The 18,642-nt window shown below is 71.0% G+C and carries 18 protein-coding genes; 4 read left to right on the top strand and 14 right to left on the bottom strand.

What is annotated here, in order from left to right:
• Complete coding sequence (locus tag ACOQFR_RS01725) at positions 1-1,764, top strand: alpha-amylase family glycosyl hydrolase (RefSeq protein WP_421377856.1); 1,764 nt, start codon at positions 1-3, stop codon at positions 1,762-1,764.
• Here the strand turns inward: ACOQFR_RS01725 and ACOQFR_RS01720 are convergent.
• The 6 genes from ACOQFR_RS01720 to zwf form a co-directional block, all read right to left on the bottom strand.
• Positions 1,727-2,764, bottom strand: coding sequence for a LacI family DNA-binding transcriptional regulator (locus tag ACOQFR_RS01720; protein WP_421377855.1), 1,038 nt, complete (start codon positions 2,762-2,764; stop codon positions 1,727-1,729). The two genes, ACOQFR_RS01725 and ACOQFR_RS01720, sit on opposite strands and share 38 nt — an antisense overlap.
• 69 nt (positions 2,765-2,833) lie before the next feature.
• On the bottom strand, positions 2,834-3,475 hold the full coding sequence (gene eda / locus ACOQFR_RS01715; protein ID WP_421377854.1) for a bifunctional 4-hydroxy-2-oxoglutarate aldolase/2-dehydro-3-deoxy-phosphogluconate aldolase: 642 nt from the start codon (positions 3,473-3,475) through the stop codon (positions 2,834-2,836).
• Positions 3,472-4,458 (bottom strand): glucokinase, encoded by a 987-nt coding sequence (gene glk, locus ACOQFR_RS01710; RefSeq protein ID WP_421377853.1) that lies wholly within the window; start codon positions 4,456-4,458, stop codon positions 3,472-3,474. Before glk ends, eda begins: the two co-directional genes overlap by 4 nt.
• 1 nt (position 4,459) lies before the next feature.
• On the bottom strand, positions 4,460-6,280 hold the full coding sequence (gene edd, locus ACOQFR_RS01705; protein WP_421377852.1) for a phosphogluconate dehydratase: 1,821 nt from the start codon (positions 6,278-6,280) through the stop codon (positions 4,460-4,462).
• Complete coding sequence (pgl, locus tag ACOQFR_RS01700) at positions 6,280-6,984, bottom strand: 6-phosphogluconolactonase (RefSeq protein WP_421377851.1); 705 nt, start codon at positions 6,982-6,984, stop codon at positions 6,280-6,282. The genes edd and pgl overlap by 1 nt, the downstream gene beginning before the upstream one ends.
• A 9-nt stretch (positions 6,985-6,993) precedes the next feature.
• The gene (gene zwf / locus ACOQFR_RS01695; RefSeq protein WP_421377850.1) at positions 6,994-8,454 is read right to left on the bottom strand and encodes a glucose-6-phosphate dehydrogenase; all 1,461 of its coding nucleotides are present in this window, start codon (positions 8,452-8,454) and stop codon (positions 6,994-6,996) included.
• 166 nt (positions 8,455-8,620) lie between these two features.
• Between zwf and ACOQFR_RS01690 the strand changes: the two genes are divergently transcribed.
• Complete coding sequence (locus tag ACOQFR_RS01690) at positions 8,621-9,199, top strand: DUF4136 domain-containing protein (RefSeq protein WP_421377849.1); 579 nt, start codon at positions 8,621-8,623, stop codon at positions 9,197-9,199.
• A gap of 138 nt (positions 9,200-9,337) precedes the next feature.
• Positions 9,338-9,916, top strand: a complete 579-nt coding sequence (locus tag ACOQFR_RS01685; protein WP_421377848.1) for a DUF4136 domain-containing protein — start codon at positions 9,338-9,340, stop codon at positions 9,914-9,916.
• 59 nt (positions 9,917-9,975) lie between these two features.
• Here ACOQFR_RS01685 and ACOQFR_RS01680 read toward each other — a convergent pair whose 3' ends face one another.
• The 3 genes from ACOQFR_RS01680 to ppa all read right to left on the bottom strand — a co-directional run bounded on the left by ACOQFR_RS01680 (position 9,976) and on the right by ppa (position 12,191).
• Entirely contained in the window at positions 9,976-10,650 is a 675-nt protein-coding gene (locus ACOQFR_RS01680) for a hypothetical protein (protein ID WP_421377847.1), read from the bottom strand.
• A complete protein-coding gene (locus ACOQFR_RS01675; RefSeq protein ID WP_421377846.1) occupies positions 10,647-11,429 on the bottom strand; it encodes a CPBP family intramembrane glutamic endopeptidase in 783 nt (260 codons plus the stop codon). The genes ACOQFR_RS01680 and ACOQFR_RS01675 overlap by 4 nt, the downstream gene beginning before the upstream one ends.
• A gap of 213 nt (positions 11,430-11,642) precedes the next feature.
• A complete protein-coding gene (gene ppa / locus ACOQFR_RS01670; RefSeq protein WP_421377845.1) occupies positions 11,643-12,191 on the bottom strand; it encodes an inorganic diphosphatase in 549 nt (182 codons plus the stop codon).
• A 147-nt stretch (positions 12,192-12,338) separates the two neighbouring features.
• On the opposite strand from ppa, the gene ACOQFR_RS01665 reads away from it, so the two are divergent.
• Complete coding sequence (locus ACOQFR_RS01665) at positions 12,339-12,701, top strand: Hpt domain-containing protein (protein ID WP_421377844.1); 363 nt, start codon at positions 12,339-12,341, stop codon at positions 12,699-12,701.
• A gap of 97 nt (positions 12,702-12,798) precedes the next feature.
• Here ACOQFR_RS01665 and leuB read toward each other — a convergent pair whose 3' ends face one another.
• The 5 genes from leuB to ACOQFR_RS01640 are packed head-to-tail and all read right to left on the bottom strand — an operon-like array spanning position 12,799 to position 18,570.
• Positions 12,799-13,887, bottom strand: a complete 1,089-nt coding sequence (gene leuB, locus ACOQFR_RS01660) for a 3-isopropylmalate dehydrogenase (RefSeq protein WP_421377843.1) — start codon at positions 13,885-13,887, stop codon at positions 12,799-12,801.
• Positions 13,877-14,476, bottom strand: a complete 600-nt coding sequence (gene leuD, locus ACOQFR_RS01655; RefSeq protein WP_421377842.1) for a 3-isopropylmalate dehydratase small subunit — start codon at positions 14,474-14,476, stop codon at positions 13,877-13,879. The genes leuB and leuD overlap by 11 nt, the downstream gene beginning before the upstream one ends.
• Entirely contained in the window at positions 14,473-15,933 is a 1,461-nt protein-coding gene (leuC, locus tag ACOQFR_RS01650) for a 3-isopropylmalate dehydratase large subunit (RefSeq protein WP_421377841.1), read from the bottom strand. The genes leuD and leuC overlap by 4 nt, the downstream gene beginning before the upstream one ends.
• Positions 15,934-15,940: 7 nt before the next feature.
• The gene (locus ACOQFR_RS01645; RefSeq protein WP_421377840.1) at positions 15,941-17,485 is read right to left on the bottom strand and encodes a 2-isopropylmalate synthase; all 1,545 of its coding nucleotides are present in this window, start codon (positions 17,483-17,485) and stop codon (positions 15,941-15,943) included.
• Positions 17,482-18,570 (bottom strand): threonine dehydratase, encoded by a 1,089-nt coding sequence (locus ACOQFR_RS01640; RefSeq protein ID WP_421377839.1) that lies wholly within the window; start codon positions 18,568-18,570, stop codon positions 17,482-17,484. Before ACOQFR_RS01640 ends, ACOQFR_RS01645 begins: the two co-directional genes overlap by 4 nt.
• Positions 18,571-18,642 lie beyond the last annotated feature (72 nt).

Below are 18,642 nucleotides of genomic sequence, written 5' to 3'. Positions count from 1 at the left end.
ATGTCCCTGACCCGACCTTCCCTGCTGGCGCTGGCCACCTGCCTGGCGCTGGCCACCGGCTGCGGCGCCCCGCCGGCCACGCCCGCCGCGCCGGACGCCGCGGCCACCGTTGATCCGGCGGCGCCTGCTTCGCTCTCGCCGCGCGAGGTCGCGCCCAGCTACTACGGCACGCTGGAGCCGATGGCCGAGCACGCGGTGTACTTCGTCGTCACCGACCGCTTCGTCAACGGCGATCCGGGCAACGACCATCGCGACCAGGGCGGCGAACATCCCAGCTTCGACATCCCGCTGCCCTGCGGTGGCGAGGAGGGCGACAACATCGGCTACCTAGGCGGCGATTTCCGCGGCCTGCTCGACAACGCCGGCTACCTCCGCGAGCTGGGCTTCGGCGCGGTGTGGATCACGCCGATCGTGGACAACCCCGACCAGGCCTTCACCGGCGGCGACGCCATCAGCTGCACCAGCTTCCTCACCGACCGCGGCAAGTCGGGCTACCACGGCTACTGGGCCACCAACTTCCACGTCGTTGACGAACACCTGGAAAGCCCCGGCCTGGCTTTCGCCGACCTCACCCGGGGCCTGCGCGCCCAGGGCCTGAAGACGGTGCTCGACATCGTCGGCAACCACGGCTCGCCCGGCTGGACGATGCCGGTGGCGCAGCCCGGTTTCGGCCAGGTGTTCGACAAGGACGGCACCCTGGTGGCCGACCACGGCAACCTGCCGCCCGGGCAGCTGGATCCGGCCCACAACCCGCTGCACGCCTTCTACAACACCAAGCCCGACCTGGCGCAGCTGTCGGACTTCGACGCCGGCAACCCCGCCGTGATGGACCACCTGGTCTCGGCCTACCTGCAGTGGGCCGCGCAGGGCGTGGACGCGTTCCGCATCGACACCATCCGGCACCAGCCGCTGTCGTTCTGGAAGGAGTTCGCCGACCGCATCCGCGCCAAGCACCCGGGCTTCTTCATGTTCGGCGAGGCCTTCGACTACGACGCCGCCACCATCGCGCCCTTCACCTGGCCCGAGAACGGCGGCATCAGCGTGCTCGATTTCCCGGTGAAGAAGGCACTGTCGGAGGCGGTGGACCGAGACGGCGGCGACTACGCCACGCTGGCCGCGCCGCTGGCGCTGGAGAACGGCCCGTACCAGAACCCCTACGAGCTGATGACCTTCTACGACAACCACGACATGGCGCGGCTGGACGCCAGCGACGAAGGTTTCATCGATGCCCACCACTGGCTGTTCACCGCGCGCGGCACGCCGGTGATCTACTACGGGTCGGAAACCGGCTTCATGCGCGGGCGGGTCGAACATTCCGGCAACCGCAATTATTTCGGCCAGCAGCGCGTGGACCAGGCGCGTTCACATCCGATCTACCTGGCGCTCAAGCGCATCGCCGCCGTGCGGGCGGCCTCGCCGGCGCTGCAGCGCGGCCTGCAGCTGAACCTGGAACTGCAGGGCGACCGCGCGGCGTTCTATCGCGTCTACCAGCACGGGGGCAAGGCGCAGATCGCGCTGGTGCTGCTCAACAAGGGCGATGCGCCCACGCGCTTCGCGGTGTCGGACTACCTGCAGGCCGGCACGTGGCGCGCAGCGCTGGCGGGCGGCGACATCACGGTGGCGGCCGGCGGCACGCTCGAGGCCGAGGTGCCGGCGCACGGCGCCGAAGTCTTCCTGCTGGACGCGGAGGTGGCCGAGCCGCGCCTGGCGGCCCGGCTGGCCGAACTCATGGCTTCGGCGAGGCGCCGCACGAGCGACGGATGACCAATTGCGTCGGCAGCATCTCGCTGCCGACCGGCTCGTCGCGGATCTGACGGATCACGCTGGCCACCAGGCGTTCCCCGGCCAGGCGCGTGTCCTGCATCACGGTGGTCAGCGCCGGGTTGGCGAAGCTGGCCATCGGGATGTCGTCGAAGCCCACCACCGACACGTCGGCAGGGACCTGCCTGCCGGCCTCGGCCAGCGCGCGCATGGCGCCGATGGCCAGCAGGTCGCTGGCGGCGAACACGGCGTCGAACTGCGCGCCGCGCGCCAGCAGCGCGCGCATCGCGCTGTGGCCCACTTCCTCGGTCGAATCGCTGGCGTCCACGCGCAGCGCATCGTCAGGCGCCAGGCCGGCATCGGCCAGCGCGTCGGCGTAGCCGCGGTAGCGGTCCAGGAACTCGGGGCACTGAAGCGTGGCCGTGCCCAGGTAGGCGATGCGGCGACGGCCCAGCGACAGCAGGTGGTCGGCGGCGATGCGCCCGCCCTGGCGGTTGTCGCAGCCGATGGACACGCCGTGCTGGTCCTCGACTTCCGAACCCCAGCGCACGAAGTGCGTGCCTTCCTCGACCAGGCGCTCGAGCTTAGTGCGGTAGGCCAGGTAATCGCCGTAGCCGAGCAGGATCACGCCGTCGGCGCGGTGGCTGTCCTGGTACTCGGCGTGCCAGTCGTCGGACATCTGCTGGAACGACACCAGCAGGTCGTGGCCATGACGCGCGCTGGCGCGCGTGATCGAGGCCAGCATCGAGAGGAAGAAGGGATTGATCAGCGAGTCGTCGCTGGTGGGATCCTCGAACAGCAGCAGGGCCAGGGTGGACGCGCGCTGGCGCCGCAGGCTGGACGCGTTCTTGTCCACCTTGTAGTTGAGCTCCTTGGCCACGGCCTGCACCCGCTGTCGGGTTTCCAGGCTGACCAGGGGACTGCCGCGCAGCGCCCGCGACACGGTGGCCTGCGACACGCCGGCCTTGAAGGCGATGTCGAACGAGGTGACCTTGGGCTTCATGCGGCGGCGGCTGGAGTCATTGCTCTATTCTGCCGCCATTCGCCCCCGTTTGGCTTGTCCCGGGACAATTCAGCCCGGTGAAGGGCGCAGGGCCGCGCAGGCCCGCGCCAGGGCGGCAATGCCGTCCCAGTCGCCCGCGGCCACCCGGGCCGGCGGCGCCATCCAGGACCCGCCGACCGTGAGCACGTTGTCCAGGGCCAGGTAGGCCGGGGCGCTGGCGGCGTCGATGCCGCCGGTGGGGCAGAAGCGCACGCCCGGGAAGGGTCCGGCGAACGAGCGCAGCAGGGCGATGCCGCCGACGCTGGCCGCCGGGAACAGCTTGAAGCGCGTCAGTCCGCGCTCCAGCCCCGCCATCAGTTCGCTGGCCGTGGCCACGCCCGGCAGGAAGGGCACGTCGCTGTCGGCGGCGGCGTCGTACAGGGCCGGCGTCGCGCCCGGGGAAATGGCGAAGGCCGCGCCCGCGGCGGTCACCGCGGCGTAGTCCGCGCGCGTGAGCACCGTGCCGGCGCCGACCACGGCGCCCTCGACTTCGCTGATCACGCGGCGGATCGCTTCCAGCGCGATCGCGCTGCGCAGGGTGATCTCGAGCACGGGCAGGCCATGGGCCACCAGGGTGCGGGCCAGGGGCACGGCATCTTCCAGCCGGTCGAAGGCCAGCACGGGCAGCACCGGCGCGCGCGCCAGGATCGGGTCCAGCCGGGCGGCGCTCATGGCGCGCTCCCGCGGTGGCGCAGCGCGACGGCCGCACCCAGCAGGCCGGGCGAGGCGTGGGTGACCAGGTGGATCGGCACGTTTTCCAGGTGTGCGGCGAATCGGCCCTTGGCCAGGAAGCGCTCGCGGAAGGCGCTGGCGCGCAGGAAGGGAATGAAGCGCGGCACGATGCCGCCGGCGATCACCACCAGGCGCGCGCCGTGGATCAGCGCGGTATCGCCGGCGACGCTGCCGAGCATCGCGCAGAAACGCGCCAGGGTGCGGCGCGCGACCAGGTCGTGGCCTTCCAGCGCGGCATCGACGATCTGCGCGGGGTCGCGCAGCGGCGCCTCGCTGCTGCCTGCGGGCACGCCCGACAGCGCGGCATCGATGTAGGACAGGCCGGTGCCCGACAGCAGGCGTTCGGTCGAGCAGCGGCCATGCCGCGCGCTGACCCAGCGCGTGATCGCCAGCTCCTCGTCGCCCAGCGGCGCGTGGCTGGCGTGGCCGCCTTCGGTCTCGACCACGCGCCAGTCGCCCGGCTCGCCCACCAGCAGGCCGACGCCCAGGCCGGTGCCCGGGCCGAGCACCGACACCGGCCCACGCAGCGGCGCATCGGCTGTGCCGTGCAGGATCACGCGGTCCTTCGCCTGCAGCTCGGGCACCGCCCAGGCCACCGCGCCGAAGTCATTGATGATTTCCAGCTGCGCCAGGCCCAGGCTGGCCTGCAGTTCGGTGCGGCTGAAGGACCAGGCGCGGTTGGTGAGGCGGATTTCATCGCCGGCCACCGGCGAGGCCACGGCGATGGCGGCGCGCCGCGGGCGCGCGCCGGTGAGCGCGAGGTAGTGTTCGGCCGCGTGCTGCAGGCTGGCGAAGTTCGCATTGGGCAGGTTGTGCACTTCGAACAGGCCGGGCTCGGGCGCGGCCGGGTCGGTCATCGCAAAGCGCGCATTGGTGCCGCCGATGTCGGCGATCAGGTCACCGTGCAGGATGGACGGGTTCATCTCAGCCCTCCGTGAACAAGGCGCTGCCGCCTTCTTCCGCCGAATTGGCGTGGGCGCGCATCAGGCCGAACAGCTCGCGGCCCACGCCGTGGTGGCTGGCGGTGCTGTCGGGTCGCAACGGTTCACGCGCGTCCCAGGTGGCGGTGTCGACCAGCGCCTGCAGCACGCCGGCTTCGCTGTCGATGCGCACGGTGTCGCCCTCGCGCAGGCGGGCGATGCCGCCGCCGCAGACGGCCTCGGGCACCACGTGGATCGCCGCCAGCACCTTGCCCGAGGCGCCGGACATGCGGCCGTCGGTGAGCAGGGCCACGCGCTGGCCGCGGTCCTGCATCAGGCCCAGCGTGGGCGTGAGCTTGTGCAACTCGGGCATGCCGTTGGCGCGCGGACCCTGGCCGCGGACCACGGCGACAAAGTCGCCGGTAAGCTGGCCGGCCTTGAACGCGCCCAGCATTTCGTCCTGGGATTCGAAGATCCTCGCCGGCGCCTCGATGCGCTGGTGCTCAGGCTTCACCGCCGACACCTTGACGATGGCGCGGCCCAGGTTGCCCTCGAGCCGGCGCAGTCCGCCTTCGGAGTCGAAGGGATTGGCCAGCGGCCGCAGCACGGCGGCATCGCCACTGTGCGCGGGCGGGTCGCGCCAGCGCAGCCGGCCTTCGTCCAGCCAGGGCTCCTGCGCCTGCGCGTGCAGGTCGCCGCCGCCGACGCAGGCGATGTCGGGATGCAGCAGGCCGCCGGCCAGCAGTTCGCGGATCGTCCAGGGCAGGCCGCCGGCGGCGCTGAAGTGGTTCACGTCGGCCTGGCCATTGGGATAGACGCGCGCCAGCAGCGGCGTGGCGCGCGACAGTTCGTCCAGGTCGTCCCAATTGATCAGCAGCCCGGCCGCGCGCGCGATCGCCACCAGGTGGATGGCGTGGTTGGTGGAGCCGCCGGTGGCCGCCAGCCCGACCATCGCATTGACGATGGCCTTCTCGTCCACCGTGCGGCCGATCGGCGTGTAGTGCGCGCCCTGGCCGGTGATGGCGCAGGCGCGCTCGGCCGCGGCCACGGTCAGTGCGTCGCGCAAGGGCGTGTTCGGGTTGACGAAGGAACTGCCCGGCAGCTGCAGACCCATCATCTCCAGCAGCATCTGGTTGGAGTTGGCGGTGCCGTAGAAGGTGCAGGTGCCGGCCGAGTGGTAGGACGCGGCCTCGGCCGCCAGCAGCTCGTCGCGCGTGGCCTTGCCGTCGGCGTAGAGCTGGCGCACGCGCGCCTTCTCGGCATTGGGCAGGCCCGAGGGCATGGGTCCGGCCGGCACGAAGATGGCGGGCAGGTGGCCGAAGGACAGCGCGCCGATCAGCAGGCCCGGCACGATCTTGTCGCACACGCCCAGCATCAGCGCGGCGTCGAACATTTCGTGCGACAGCGACACCGCCGTGGCCATCGCGATCACGTCGCGCGACTGCAGCGACAGCTCCATCGCCGGCCGGCCCTGCGTGACACCGTCGCACATCGCCGGCACGCCGCCGGCGACCTGGGCGGTGCCGCCGGCATTGCGCGCGGCCATCTTGATCAGCTCGGGATAGAAGCGGTAGGGCTGGTGCGCCGACAGCATGTCGTTGTACGCAGTGACGATGCCCAGGTTCGGCGCATGGCCGGCACGCAGGCGCGGCTTGTCGTCCTCGGACGCGGCGAAACCGTGCGCCAGGTTGCCGCAGCTCAGGCGGCCGCGGGCCGGCGCGTGTTCGCGCGCGGCCTCGATGCGGGCCAGGTAGGCTGCGCGCGGGCCGGCGCTGCGCTGGCGGATGCGGTCGGTGACGCGTTCGACGACGGGGTGCAGGGGCATCAGGGACTCCAGTGGATCTCGACCGGCGGGCCGGGCGCGTGCAGCAGCGCCGACACCGGCCAGCGCTGCGGATCGGGGCGCTGCTGCGCCTGGCCGAGAAGGTCGCGTTTTTTCCCGCCGGTGACCAGCAGCAGGCGGCGATGGCTGCGCAGCAGGCGCGGCAGGGTCTGGGTGATGCGCGCGTGCGGGGCCTCGGGCGGGAGCGGCTGGGGCAGGGCGATGGCGGCATCGGCCAGGCTGGACGGATCCATCGCCGCCGCCAGCTGCGGATCGGTGGGGAACAGCGAGGCGATGTGGCCATCCTCGCCCATGCCCAGCAGCACCACGTCCCAGGGCGCTGCCATCAGCGCCAGGGTGTCGCGCGCGGTGGCCAGGCTGGGCACCGGGCCCGCCTCCGCCGGCACCAGCGGGCGCCAGCGCGGGCCGCTGTCGCCGGGGAAGCAGGCCTGCAGGCGCGCCAGGTTGCTGTCGGCATGGCCGGCCGGCACCCAGCGCTCGTCGGTCAGCGTGATCGCGACCCGGGCATCCACCGGACTGGTTTCCGCCCAGCGTCGCAAGGTCGCCAGCGGTGTACGGCCGCCGGCGATGGCCAGCTGGGCCTGGCCGCGCGCGCGGATCGCGTCGCGCGTGCTGTCGGCCAGGGACTGCGCGCAGGCCTGGGCCAGCGTCTCGGCATCGGGGTGGTCCAGGCGGGTCCAGGGCATGGCGGGGTCCTATTCGCGCCAGCTGTGGCCATAGCGCTCGGCAAGCGAGACGGCCTGGCTCGGACCCCAGGTGCCGGCGGGATAGGGCCGCGGCGCCAGGCCTTGCTGGCGCCAGGCGCCGAGGATGCCATCCACCCATTGCCAGGCGGTTTCAGTCTCGTCGCGGCGCACGAACAGGGTGCCGTTGCCCTCCAGCGCGTCCAGGTACAGGCGCTCGTAGGCGCTGCGCCGCCGCACGTTCTCGAAGGCGTCGTTGAGGTCCAGGTTCAGCGCCACCGGCGACAGCTTCAGGCCGTCGCGGTCCAGGCCCGGGGTCTTGCTCATCAGTTCCAGCGAGATGCGCTCCTCGGGCTGCAGGCGGATCACCAGCGCATTGGGCTGGGCCGCGCCCTGGCTGGCGCCGAAGATGGCGTGCGGCACCGCGCGGAACTGCAGGTAGATCTCGGTGCTGCGGCGGGCCATGCGCTTGCCGGTGCGCAGGTAGAAGGGCACGCCCGACCAGCGCCAGTTGTCGATGTGCGCGCGCAGCGCCACGAAGGTTTCTGTGTGGCTGGCGCGGCCCAGGTCCTGGCCGTAGCCGGGCACGGCCTGGCCGTCGATGGCGCCGGCGGTGTACTGGCCGGCCACGCTGTGGCTGGCGACGTCGGCGCCCTCGATGGCGCGCAGCGAGCGCAGCACCTTGATCTTCTCGTTGCGTACCGCGCTGGGGTCGAACTGCGAGGGCGGCTCCATCGCGGTCAGGCACAGCAGCTGCAGCAGATGGTTCTGCAGCATGTCGCGCGTCGCGCCGGAGTGGTCGTAGTAGTCGCCGCGGCCTTCCACGCCCATGGTCTCGGCCACGGTGATCTGCACCTGCTGGATGTGGCGCGCGTTCCACAGCGGCTCGAACATCGCGTTGCCGAAGCGCAGGGCCAGCAGGTTCTGCACGCCTTCCTTGCCCAGGTAATGGTCGACCCGGAACACGCGCTCCTCGTCGAACACGCGCGCGACCGCATCGTTGATCGCGATCGAGCTGGCCAGGTCGTGGCCCAGCGGTTTCTCCAGCATCACGCGGCTGCCGGGGCCGCCCAGGCCTTGCTGGCCCAGCGCTTCGCAGATCGGGCCGTACATGCGTGGCGCGGTGGACAGGTGGCTGACCATGTCGCCGCGGCGCAGCGCCTGGGCCTGGGCCGCCAGCGCGGCCATGGCCTCGGGCTGCTGGGTGTCGGCGGCGCAGTAGCTGAGGCGTTCGAGCAGGGCGCGCAGCGGCGCCTCGTCGGTGCCGCCGGGGCGCTGGCGCCGGATGGCGGCGGCGGCGTGCTCGCGGAAGCCGGCGTCGTCCAGGGCGCTGCGCGAGGTGCCCAGCACGCGCAGGTCGGCCGGCAGCATGCCGTCGCGCTGCAGGTCATACAGGGAGGGCAGCAGCATGCGCTGGGCCAGGTCGCCGGTGGCGCCGAACAGCACCAGCAGCGAGGCCGATGGCTTGGTCATGGGGCAGTCCTTGATGTGACTGAACAAGCATACGCTGCGAACCCACACCTGCCGTCCGTGCATACGATTTCACGCGCTTGTCGCCCGGGGGGTCGCAGGCTCACCGGGCATTCATCCCCCTCGCGCGGGGCATGCTAGCGTCGGTGTACTTACCGGGAGACAGGCCATGAGCCGCGCATACCACCCCCTTCGCTGCCTGCTGTTGCTGCTGGCCGTCACGCTGGCCGGCTGCGTCAGCCGCCCCGTCATCAGCACCGACACCGATCCGCAGGCCGACTTCGGCGCCTATCGCAGCTTCGGCTTCTATTCGCCGCTGGCGATCGAGCCCGACGGCTACGCCACCCCGGCCAGCGGCCTGATGAAGGCGGCCGTTCGCCGTGAACTCGAGGCGCGCGGCTACGTCTATGAAGAAGGCACGCCGGACCTGCTGGTCAACATCAATGCCTACATGAACGAGCGCACCGACGTGGTCAGCATCCCCGAGATCCGCCACAGCATTTACTACAGCTACCGCGCCAACGCCTACTTCGCGTCGCCCTACTGGACCGAGCGCACCTCGGTGAACAACTACACCGAAGGCACGCTCAACATCGACCTGGTCGACGCCCGCCGCAAGGCGCTGGCCTGGGAGGGCATGGCCGTGGGCCGGGTCGCGCGCATGAAGCCCGGCCAGCGGGCGGAGCGGATCAACGCCACGGTGGCCGAGATCTTCGCGCAGTACCCGCACCGGGCCGGCTCGCGCTGAGACCCGTCCGCCCGAGCCCGTTCGCGTCGCGCCCGGTGTGGCCGGGCCGTCGCCTGCGGGCCGAGTCCGCTTAGCCGGCGTTCATCCGGAAAAAAGGCTGCATGCTAGCGTCTGCTGGCCCTTTCCTGGAGATGCGCCATGGCTGTCCGAACCGCCGCCCTTCGCCTGGTCCTGCTGCTGGTGGTCGCGCTGGTGGCCGGCTGCGCCACCGGTCCGCGCATCACCACCGACGCTGATCCTTCGGCCGACTTCTCGCGTTACCGCACCTTTGCCTTCTACGAGCCGCTGGCAGTGGAGACCAAGGGCTATGCCACGCCTTCGAGCAATCGCATGAAGGCCGCCGCCCGCCGCGAGCTCGAAGCGCGCGGTTATGTCTACGACGAGGCCCGGCCGGAGCTGCTGGTCAACATCAATGCCTACATCAACGAGCGCCAGGACGTGATCAGCACGCCGCAGCTGCAGTACCGCACGTACTACAACTACCGCTACAACAGCTACGTGTCCTCGGCCTTCTGGGTGGACCGCAACGACGTCTACAACTACACCGAAGGCACGCTCAACATCGACTTGGTGGACTCGCTGGCCAAGCAGCTGGTGTGGGAAGGCGTGGCCGTGGGCCGCATGGCCAACACCAAGCCGGCCCAGCGCGACACCCGCATCGACAGCACCATCGCCGAGATCTTCGCGCAGTATCCGCATCGCGCCGGCGCGCGCTGAGGGTCTCGTCCCTTGGGATGGAAAGCCCGGCTAAGGCCGGGCTTTTTCTTGGCGGGCGGCTAGAGCGCCATCACGCCGAGCGAAAACAGGATCAGGAACAGCGCGGCGCTGAGCACCACGCCCAGGGCCGCGCCCAGGCTGCGCAGCCAGCCCCACGCCAGCTTCTGGCTGAACCAGCGGGTCTGGGCCCAGATCATCCACACGAAGCCCAGCGCGAACCCCAGCCCACCCGCGAACGTGACCCGCGGGTCCGGCTGGGCCATGCCGGTGCTGCCCAGGGTCACTGCCAGCGCCAGCGGCACGGCCAGGTAGCACTGGGCGTAGAACACCGGGCGCAGGCTGTCGCGTGAAATGGGCTGGTGCTGCTTGCGCAACAGGGTTACCGCGGCCACCAGCGGCAGCAGGCTGAACAACAGGCAGCGGAACAGCAGCAGGTTCTGCGGCGAATCGAAGATGAAGCTGGCCAGCGGCGCATCGCCCACCGGCTGGCCGGCGTGCACGGACTGCGCCACGAAGGTGGTCAGCAGGATGGTGAGCAAGAGCAACAGGGGCGGGCTGACGGCGTCGTCGTAGCGGGTTTCGCGGTCGGCGATTTCTTCGCTTTCGGCGTACTGCATGGACTCCAGCGGCCGGCGGGCGATGCGGTACAGGGTGACGGGATAGAAGAACAGCAGCGCGATGGCCTCGAACAGGAAGTCTTCCAGCGCGCGAAGCAGCTTCAGCGGATCGATCATGGGCGTCCCCGGCCGGCCGGATCGCGAGTCGGGACGGCACCCGCCCCGTGGCGCAGGGCGATGAAGGCGAGCACCAGGCAAAGCAGGTAGGTGCCCAGCTGCATGCCCAACTGCAGCGGCGCATGGGTTTGGCCGCCTCCCTGGCTGCTCGCCAGCGTCGAGAAGTCCCACAGCGCATGCAGGACGATCGGCACCAGCAGGGTGCCGGTGAAGCGCCGCAACAGATAGAGCCCCGTGCCGACGCAAAAGGCCGCCACCACCTGCAGCAGGGCGACCGCGCCGATGCCGAAGAAGGCGTTGGTGGCGTGCAGCAGGCCGAACAGCGCGCTGGACCAGAACCATACCCAGGCCTCCGACCGGGGTCCGCTGCGCAGTGACACCACCAGTACGCCGCGCGTCACCATCTCTTCGCAGAAGCCGACCAGCAGGGTGCCAACGACCAGCAGCAGGAGATGCCGGGGCGCAATGGTGCCGAAATCCGCCGAGGACAGCACCACTGCGATGAAGCCCAGCATCATGGCCAGCAGCACCGCCAGCAGCACCGGCCGGTGCAGCCGTTGCGGTTCGAACAGCGTCGCGCGCCACCAGCCGGCGTAGGTCAGGAAGGCGCCCAGGGCCAAGGCCGCCACGCCCAGGGGTTGCACGACCGCGAACATCAGGCCGGACTCGGAGCCGACGGTGGTGTAGTCGATGGCGCGGAACTTCCAGGCGGCGAAAACCCAGGCGGCGTAGGCGAGGAAGACGGTGATGCCGATGCGGAGGCGGGGTCGGATGCGCATGCGGGTTCCGTTGGCGGGGCGTGTCCCCGTGTCAGCGTGCACGGGCGATGGCGCCGGGTGTGGGTGATCGTAGGGCAGGCGGTCAGGGGCGGCAACCGAGGGTCGTTCCGCAACCAGAGTGCGATGGCATGGTCCGGGGTTGGAGCGGCGGACTCCCCCCTCAACGAAAAAGCCGCCCTTGAAGGCGGCTTTTCGTTCGGGACAAGGAGGCTGTCAGAAGTTGAGCTTTTCGGGGCTCGCTTCGAAGCGCTGCACCGAGTCCACGATCTCCTGGCGGGCGGCTTCGGCGCCTTCCCAGCCGTCGAGCTTGACCCACTTGCCCTTCTCCAGGTCCTTGTAGTGCTCGAAGAAATGGCCGATGCGCTCGAGCCAGTGCGGGCTGACCTGGCCGATGTCGTGGATGTGCGAGTAGCCGCCGAACACCTTGTCCACCGGCACGGCCAGCAGCTTGGTGTCTTCGCCGGCCTCGTCCTTCATCTTGAGCATGCCGACCGGGCGGCAGCGGATCACCGCGCCGGGGATCAGGGGCAGGGGCAGGATGACCAGCACGTCCACCGGGTCGCCGTCGCCGCACAGGGTGTGGGGCACATAGCCGTAGTTGCAGGGATAGCGCATCGGGGTGGACAGGATGCGGTCCACGAAGATGGCGCCGGTGGCCTTGTCCACCTCGTACTTGACGGGCTCGGCGTCCTTGGGGATCTCGATCACGACGTTGATTTCGTTCGGCACGTCGCGGCCGGTGGGCACCAGGTCAAGGGCCATGGGAATCTCCTGCTTCGCCCGTTGCGGGGCCTTCATGTGGGGGCGCAAAGGATACGGGAAAGGCCTGGAGCCCGCACTCGGACCCGGCCCTAGGCAGCGCCCCCGGCAGCGGCCAGAATAGGGGCGTCGTCCATCGGAACCCCCGCCATGGCTGCCGCACCCTTGCTCGATCCCAAGGCCCTGGAACTGCTGCGCATGCTGGATCGGGACCGTCCCGGCTCGTTCAGCGAGTTCGTGCGCATGTTCGTGCACGAGGCGCCGGAGCTGGTGAAGCGCATGGAGCAGGCCCAGCTGGCCCGCGACACCGATGCGCTGGGCAAGGCCGCGCACTACCTGCGATCGGCTGCGCTGGCGATGGGCGCCAGCCAGCTGGTGGCGGTGTGCCACGGCCTGGAGCACCTGGAAACCGCCGACTTGGACGGCCCCGAGATGGCAGGCAAGTTCGACGCCCTGCGCCGCGCAACGCGCGACTCCCTGATCCTGCTCCTGCAGGAAGTCCCCCAGATCTGAAGAAACTCCGGGGTCAGAGTACGTTTATTTTCGCGGCATCCCTGCAGCTCGCAGGCCGCCGCGAAAATAAACGTACTCTGACCCCGGAGTTGCTTGGTCAGTCGCGGAGTTCGGGGACCTGGCAGCGGGCTTCCAGGTGGTCCAGGACGGCCTGGGTCGCGGCCTGGGTGCCGATGGCCTGGCCGGGCGCCGCCAGATCTGCGGTGAGCTGGCCGGCGTCGAGGGCGCACGCCACCGCCAGTTCGACCGCCAGCGCTTCGTCCTGCAGGCCCAGCGAGTGGCGCAGCAGCAGGGCGGCGCTGAGGACGGTGGCATAGGGGTTTGCAATGCCGCGGCCCGCGATGTCCGGTGCGGAGCCGTGGATGGGCTCGTACAGGCCGCGCGTGCCGTCGCCCAGCGAAGCCGAGGGCAGCAGGCCCAGCGAACCCGCCAGCAGCGAGGCCTCGTCGGTGAGGATGTCGCCGAACAGGTTCTCGGTCACCACCACGTCGAAATCGCGCGGCCGGGAAATCAGGTACATCGCCATCGAGTCCACCAGATGGTGCTCCAGCGCCACGTCGGGGAACTCATCGCGGCCGAGCCGGATCGCGGTCTCGCGCCACAGCCGCGACGTCTCCAGGACGTTGGCCTTGTCCACCGACGCCAGCCGGCCGCGGCGCGCGCGCGCGAAGCCGAAGGCGCGGCGCAGCACGCGCTCGATCTCGAGCACGCTGTATTCGCACAGGTCGCTGGCGCGATCCGCATGGCGTTTCTTCTCGCCGAAATAAAGCCCCCCGGTCAGCTCGCGAACCACCAGCAGGTCCACGCCGGTCAGCAGGTGCGGCTTCACCGGCGAAGCGCCCAGCGCCACCGGATGCGGCCGCACCGGACGCAGGTTGGCGTACAGGCCCAGTTGCTGGCGCAGCGCCAGCAGGCCCTGCTCGGGCCGCACCCTGGACGAAGGATCGGACCACTTCGGCCCACCCACCGCGCCCAGCAGGATCGCATCGGCACGCCGGCAGGCATCCAGCGTGGCCGCCGGCAGCGGCTCGCCGACCGCGTCGATCGCGGCGCCGCCGATCAGCTGCGTGTCGAAGCGGAAACCCTGGCCGAAGCGCCGGCCCACCGCCTGCAGCACCGCCACCGCGGCGCGCGTCACTTCCGGGCCGATGCCGTCACCGGGCAATACGACGATGTCAAAGGACATGGGAACTCTCCGTGTGGCGTTGCTGTTCGTAACGCTGGATCTCGGGCAGGCGCGCCAGCAGGTAGCCCAGCTCGTCCACGCCTTCGAGCAGGCAGGTGCGCGCGAACGCGTCCAGCTCGAAGCGGTGCACCTCGCCCGCAGGTGTGCGCAGCTCACCGCTGGCGACGTCGATCACCAGTTCATCGTCGGGCCGCTGCATCAGCGCCTGCACCACGGCTTCGTCCAGCACCACCGGCAGCAGCCCGTTCTTGAGCGCGTTGGCGCGGAAGATGTCGGCGACCTGGCTGCTGACCACCGCGCGCAGGCCGGCGTCCACCAGCGCCCAGGGCGCATGCTCGCGCGAGCTGCCGCAGCCGAAGTTGCGCCCCGCCAGCAGAATGCTGCGCCCCTGGTTCTCGGGCCGGTTGAGCGCGAAATCGGTGTCGATGCCGCCATCGGCGCGGCGTCGCCAGTCGGCGAACGCATGCTGGCCCAGGCCGCTGCGCACCGTGGTCGAGAGGAAGCGCGCAGGGATGATGCGGTCGGTATCGATGTTGGCCTGGCGCAGCACCACGCTCTGCGATCGGATCGTCGTCAGCGCCTGGCTCATGCGGCCTCCGTCGTGGACAACGTGCGGGCATCGGCCACCGCGCCGGCCACGGCCGACGCGGCCGCCGTGAGCGGCGAGGCAAGCAGGGTGCGCGCACCCGGCCCCTGCCGGCCCTCGAAATTGCGGTTGCTGGTGCTGACCGCCAGCTGGCCGGGCGCCACCAGGTCGCCGTTCATCGCGATGCACATCGAACATCCCGGCTCGCGCCACTCGGCGCCGGCGGCGCGCACGATGCGGTCGATGCCCTCGGCCTCGGCCTCGCGCTTGACCTGTTCCGAACCCGGCACAACCAGCATGCGCACGCGCGGATGGATGCGGCGGCCGGCCAGCACGCTGGCGACCTCGCGCAGGTCCGACAGCCGGCCGTTGGTGCACGAGCCCACGAACACCACGTCCACCGGCGTGCCCGCGATCGGCGCGCCGGCGTCCAGGCCCATGTAGGCCTGCGCCTTGGCTTCGGCCTCGTCCGCGGGCGCAGGCACGCGCTGGCCCACCCCGATCGCAGTGCCCGGGTGCGTGCCCCAGGTCAGGTTCGGCGTGATCTGGCGAGCATCGATGCGCACCTCGCGGTCGAAGCGCGCGCCCTCGTCGCCGGCAAGGGCCGACCAGCGCGCCATCGCCGCGTCAAAAGCCGCGCCCTTGGGTGCCCGCGGCGTGCGCGCCAGCCAGTCGAAGGTGACCGCATCGGGCGCCACCAGGCCCGCGCGTGCACCGGCTTCTATGGCCATGTTGCACACGGTCATGCGTGACTCCATCGACATCGCGCGCACGGTGGAGCCCCGGAACTCGATCACGTGTCCGGTGCCGCCATTGACGCCGATCTCGCGGATCACGTGCAGCACCACGTCCTTGGCGCCGACGCCGCGCCCCAGTTCGCCGTTGATGGTGATCGCCAGCGACTTCGGCTTGCGCTGCAGCAGGCACTGCGTGGCCAGCACGTGACCGACCTCGCTGCTGCCGATGCCGAAGGCCAAGGCCCCGAAGGCACCATGCGTGCTGGTGTGGCTGTCGCCGCAGACGATGCTCATGCCGGGCTGGGTCAGGCCCAGCTCGGGCGCCACCACGTGCACGATGCCGCGCTGCGCCGAGCCCAGGTCGAACAGCTCGATGCCGTGCCGCGTGCAGTTCTCGCGCAGCCGCTGCACCTGCGATTCGGCGGCATCCGTGTGATAAGGCAGGCGACCCTTGGCGTCGGCAGGAAGCGTGGGCGTGGAATGGTCCAGCGTGGCCTTGGTCAGGTCGGGCCGATGCGGCGCCAGGCCGCGTGCGTCGAGCTCGCTGAAGGCCTGTGGCGACGTGACCTCGTGCACCAGGTGCAGGTCGATGAACAGCACGGCCGGCGCGTCGTCGGTCTGGGGCACGACGACGTGCGCGTCCCAGAGCTTGTCGAACAGCGTGCGCGGCGCGGCAGCAGCGCGCGGGTTGGCGGTAGGGGCGGGAGCAGTGGCAACGGTCATGGTGGCCTCAGGCGGTGGCGGCAAGGGCGCGCGCCGGCGCTTCGCGCTGGCGCAGCACGCGGTTGGCAACGTCCAGCCAGGCCAGGGCGCTGGCTTCGATGATGTCGCGGCTGGTGCCCAGGCCGGTGTGCTCGACGCCATCGCAGCGCACGCTCAGGCTGGCTTCGCCGCGCGCATCGGCGCCGATGCCGATGCTGTGCACCTGGTAGCTCTCCAGCTGCATGGGCACGCCGGTGGCGCGGGTCATGGCCTCGAACAGGGCCGCCACCGGGCCTTCGGCCTCGGCGATCTCGGTGACCAGGTGGCCCTCGGGATCCGACAGCTCGACATGGGCGCGTGCGCGCTTGCCGCTGTCGCTGACCGACAGCGCGGCAAGCCGGTAGCCGCGCCCGGCGCCGGTCTCGTCGCCCGTGACCAGCACCTGCAGGTCGGCATCACTGACCAGGCGCTGGTGGTCGCACAGCTTCTTGAAGCGCGCGAACACCTGCTCGAACTCGAACTCCTCCAGCGGGAACCCGATCGCGCGCAGGCGGTCGTTCACCGCGTGCCGGCCGCTGTGCCGGCCCAGCACCATCTGCGAAGCCGGCCAGCCGACGTCCTCGGGCCGCATGATCTCGTAGGTGTTTCGGTTGCGCAGCATGCCGTGCTGGTGGATGCCGGCCTCGTGCGCAAACGCGTTGGCGCCGACCACGGCCTTGTTGCGCTGCACGGCCATGCCGGTCAGGCGCGACAGCAGGCGCGACGCCGGCAGCAGGGCGCGGCTCTGGATGCCGGTGCCGGCGCCGTAGCGGCCGCCGCGCACCTTCAGCGCCATCACGATTTCCTCGAGCGCGGCGTTGCCAGCGCGTTCGCCGATGCCATTGATGGTGCATTCAACCTGGCGCGCACCGCCTTCGATCGCGGCCAGCGAGTTGGCCACGGCCAGGCCCAGGTCGTCGTGGCAGTGGGTGCTGAACACCGCCTTCTCGGCGCCGCGCACGTTCGCGCGCAGCCGCTCGAACAGGCCGCGGATCTCCTCGGGCGTGGTGTAGCCCACGGTATCGGGCACGTTGATGGTGCTGGCGCCTGCCGCGATCGACTCGCCGAACACCTCGACCAGGAAATCCTCCTCGGTACGCAGCGCATCCTCGGCCGAGAACTCCACGTCCTCGACGAAGCGGCGCGCGTGGCGCACGCCCTCGATCGCGCGGTCCAGCACCTGCTGGCGGCTCAGTCCCAGCTTGTGCTCGCGGTGCAGCGGGCTGGTGGAAATGAAGACGTGGATGCGCGGGCGGCGGGCATGTTCCAGCGCGCGCGCGGCGGCCTCGATGTCGCCGACCGTGCAGCGCGACAGCCCGCACAGGGTGGTCTCGCGCAGTTCGGCGGCGATCATCTGGCTGGCCTCCATGTCACTGACCGAGCTGGCCGGGAAGCCGGTCTCGATCACGTCCACGCCCAGGTCCGCCAGCGCGCGCGCCATCACCAGCTTCTGGGCGGGGCGCAGGCTGCAGCCGGGCGACTGTTCGCCGTCGCGCAGGGTGGTGTCGAAGATGCGGATGCGGTCGGCGGTCACGGGCTCAACTCCTGTTCCAGTACGGGTGCGGCGCTTGCGGCGGTGGAGTGCGGGGTTGCCAGAGCAAGCCGTCGTAGCGGCACCGCGGCGCTGGTCAGCGGCCGGGGCTCCTGCCGCCGTCGCGGCTTGCGGGGCGCGCGCGGGCGCACGTCGGACAGCAGGCCGGCCAGCACGGTGGCGTCTATGTTTCCGCCCGATACGACCGCGCACTTGTTCTTTCCGGCCACGCGGCGGCCGGCGGCGAGGGCCAGGGCGCCGGCGCCTTCGGCGATCACGTGTTCTTCCAGCGCCAGCCGCACCAGGGTTTCGCGCAGCTCGGCCTCGCGCACGATCACCAGGTCGTCCAGCAGGCCGGCCAGCAGCCGGCGCGTGATCTGGCCCGGGTGCCGCACGCGCACGCCGTCGGCCAGGGTGGCGCCGGGCACGGGCGCGCTGTGGTCGCCGCGCAGCACGCGGGCCATCGCGTCCACGCCTTCAGGCTGGGCGCCGACGATGCGCACGCCCTGCGACTTCAGCGCCAGGGCGACGCCCGCGGCCAGGCCGCCCCCGCCGATCGGCACGATCACCACGTCGGGCGCGTGCGCGGCCAGCTCCAGGCCCACAGTGCCCTGGCCCGCGATGACGTCGGGATCGTCGAACGCGGACAGGAAGCGGTAGCCATGCTGGGACGCCAGGTCCAGCGCGAAGGCGCGGGCCTCGTCGAAGCTGGCGCCATGCATGCGCACCGTGGCGCCCCAGTGCGCGACACCGGCGACCTTGGTTTCCGGCGCACCGACCGGCATCACGGTGATGGCCTGCATGCCCAGCCGGTGCGCGGCCCAGGCCAGGCCCTGCGCGTGGTTGCCGGCCGAGGCGGCGATCACCGGCCGGCGGTCGCCGCGCTCGCGCGCCACCAGCAGCGCGTTCAGTGCGCCGCGCACCTTGTACGAGCCGGTGCGCTGCAGGTTCTCGAGCTTGAGCCAGGTGCCGAAGCGTTCGGCGTAGTGCAGCGGCGTCGCGGGCAGGTAGCGGCGCAGGCGGGCGTGCGCCGCCAGCACGTCGGCGACGCCGACGTCGTCCTCCGGCGGCGGCGCGCGATCAGTCACGGACCCGATGGCATCCAGGAAGAAGCGACCTCCGGCCGGCCACCGGTTCACGGCGGGCGGCGTCGGCGATGA

Source organism: Arenimonas sp. MALMAid1274, from assembly GCF_049195245.1.
Taxonomy (GTDB): Bacteria; Pseudomonadota; Gammaproteobacteria; order Xanthomonadales; family Xanthomonadaceae; genus Arenimonas.
Note: the sequence above shows the minus strand (reverse complement) of the source record. Positions and strands in the feature narration are given on the sequence as shown.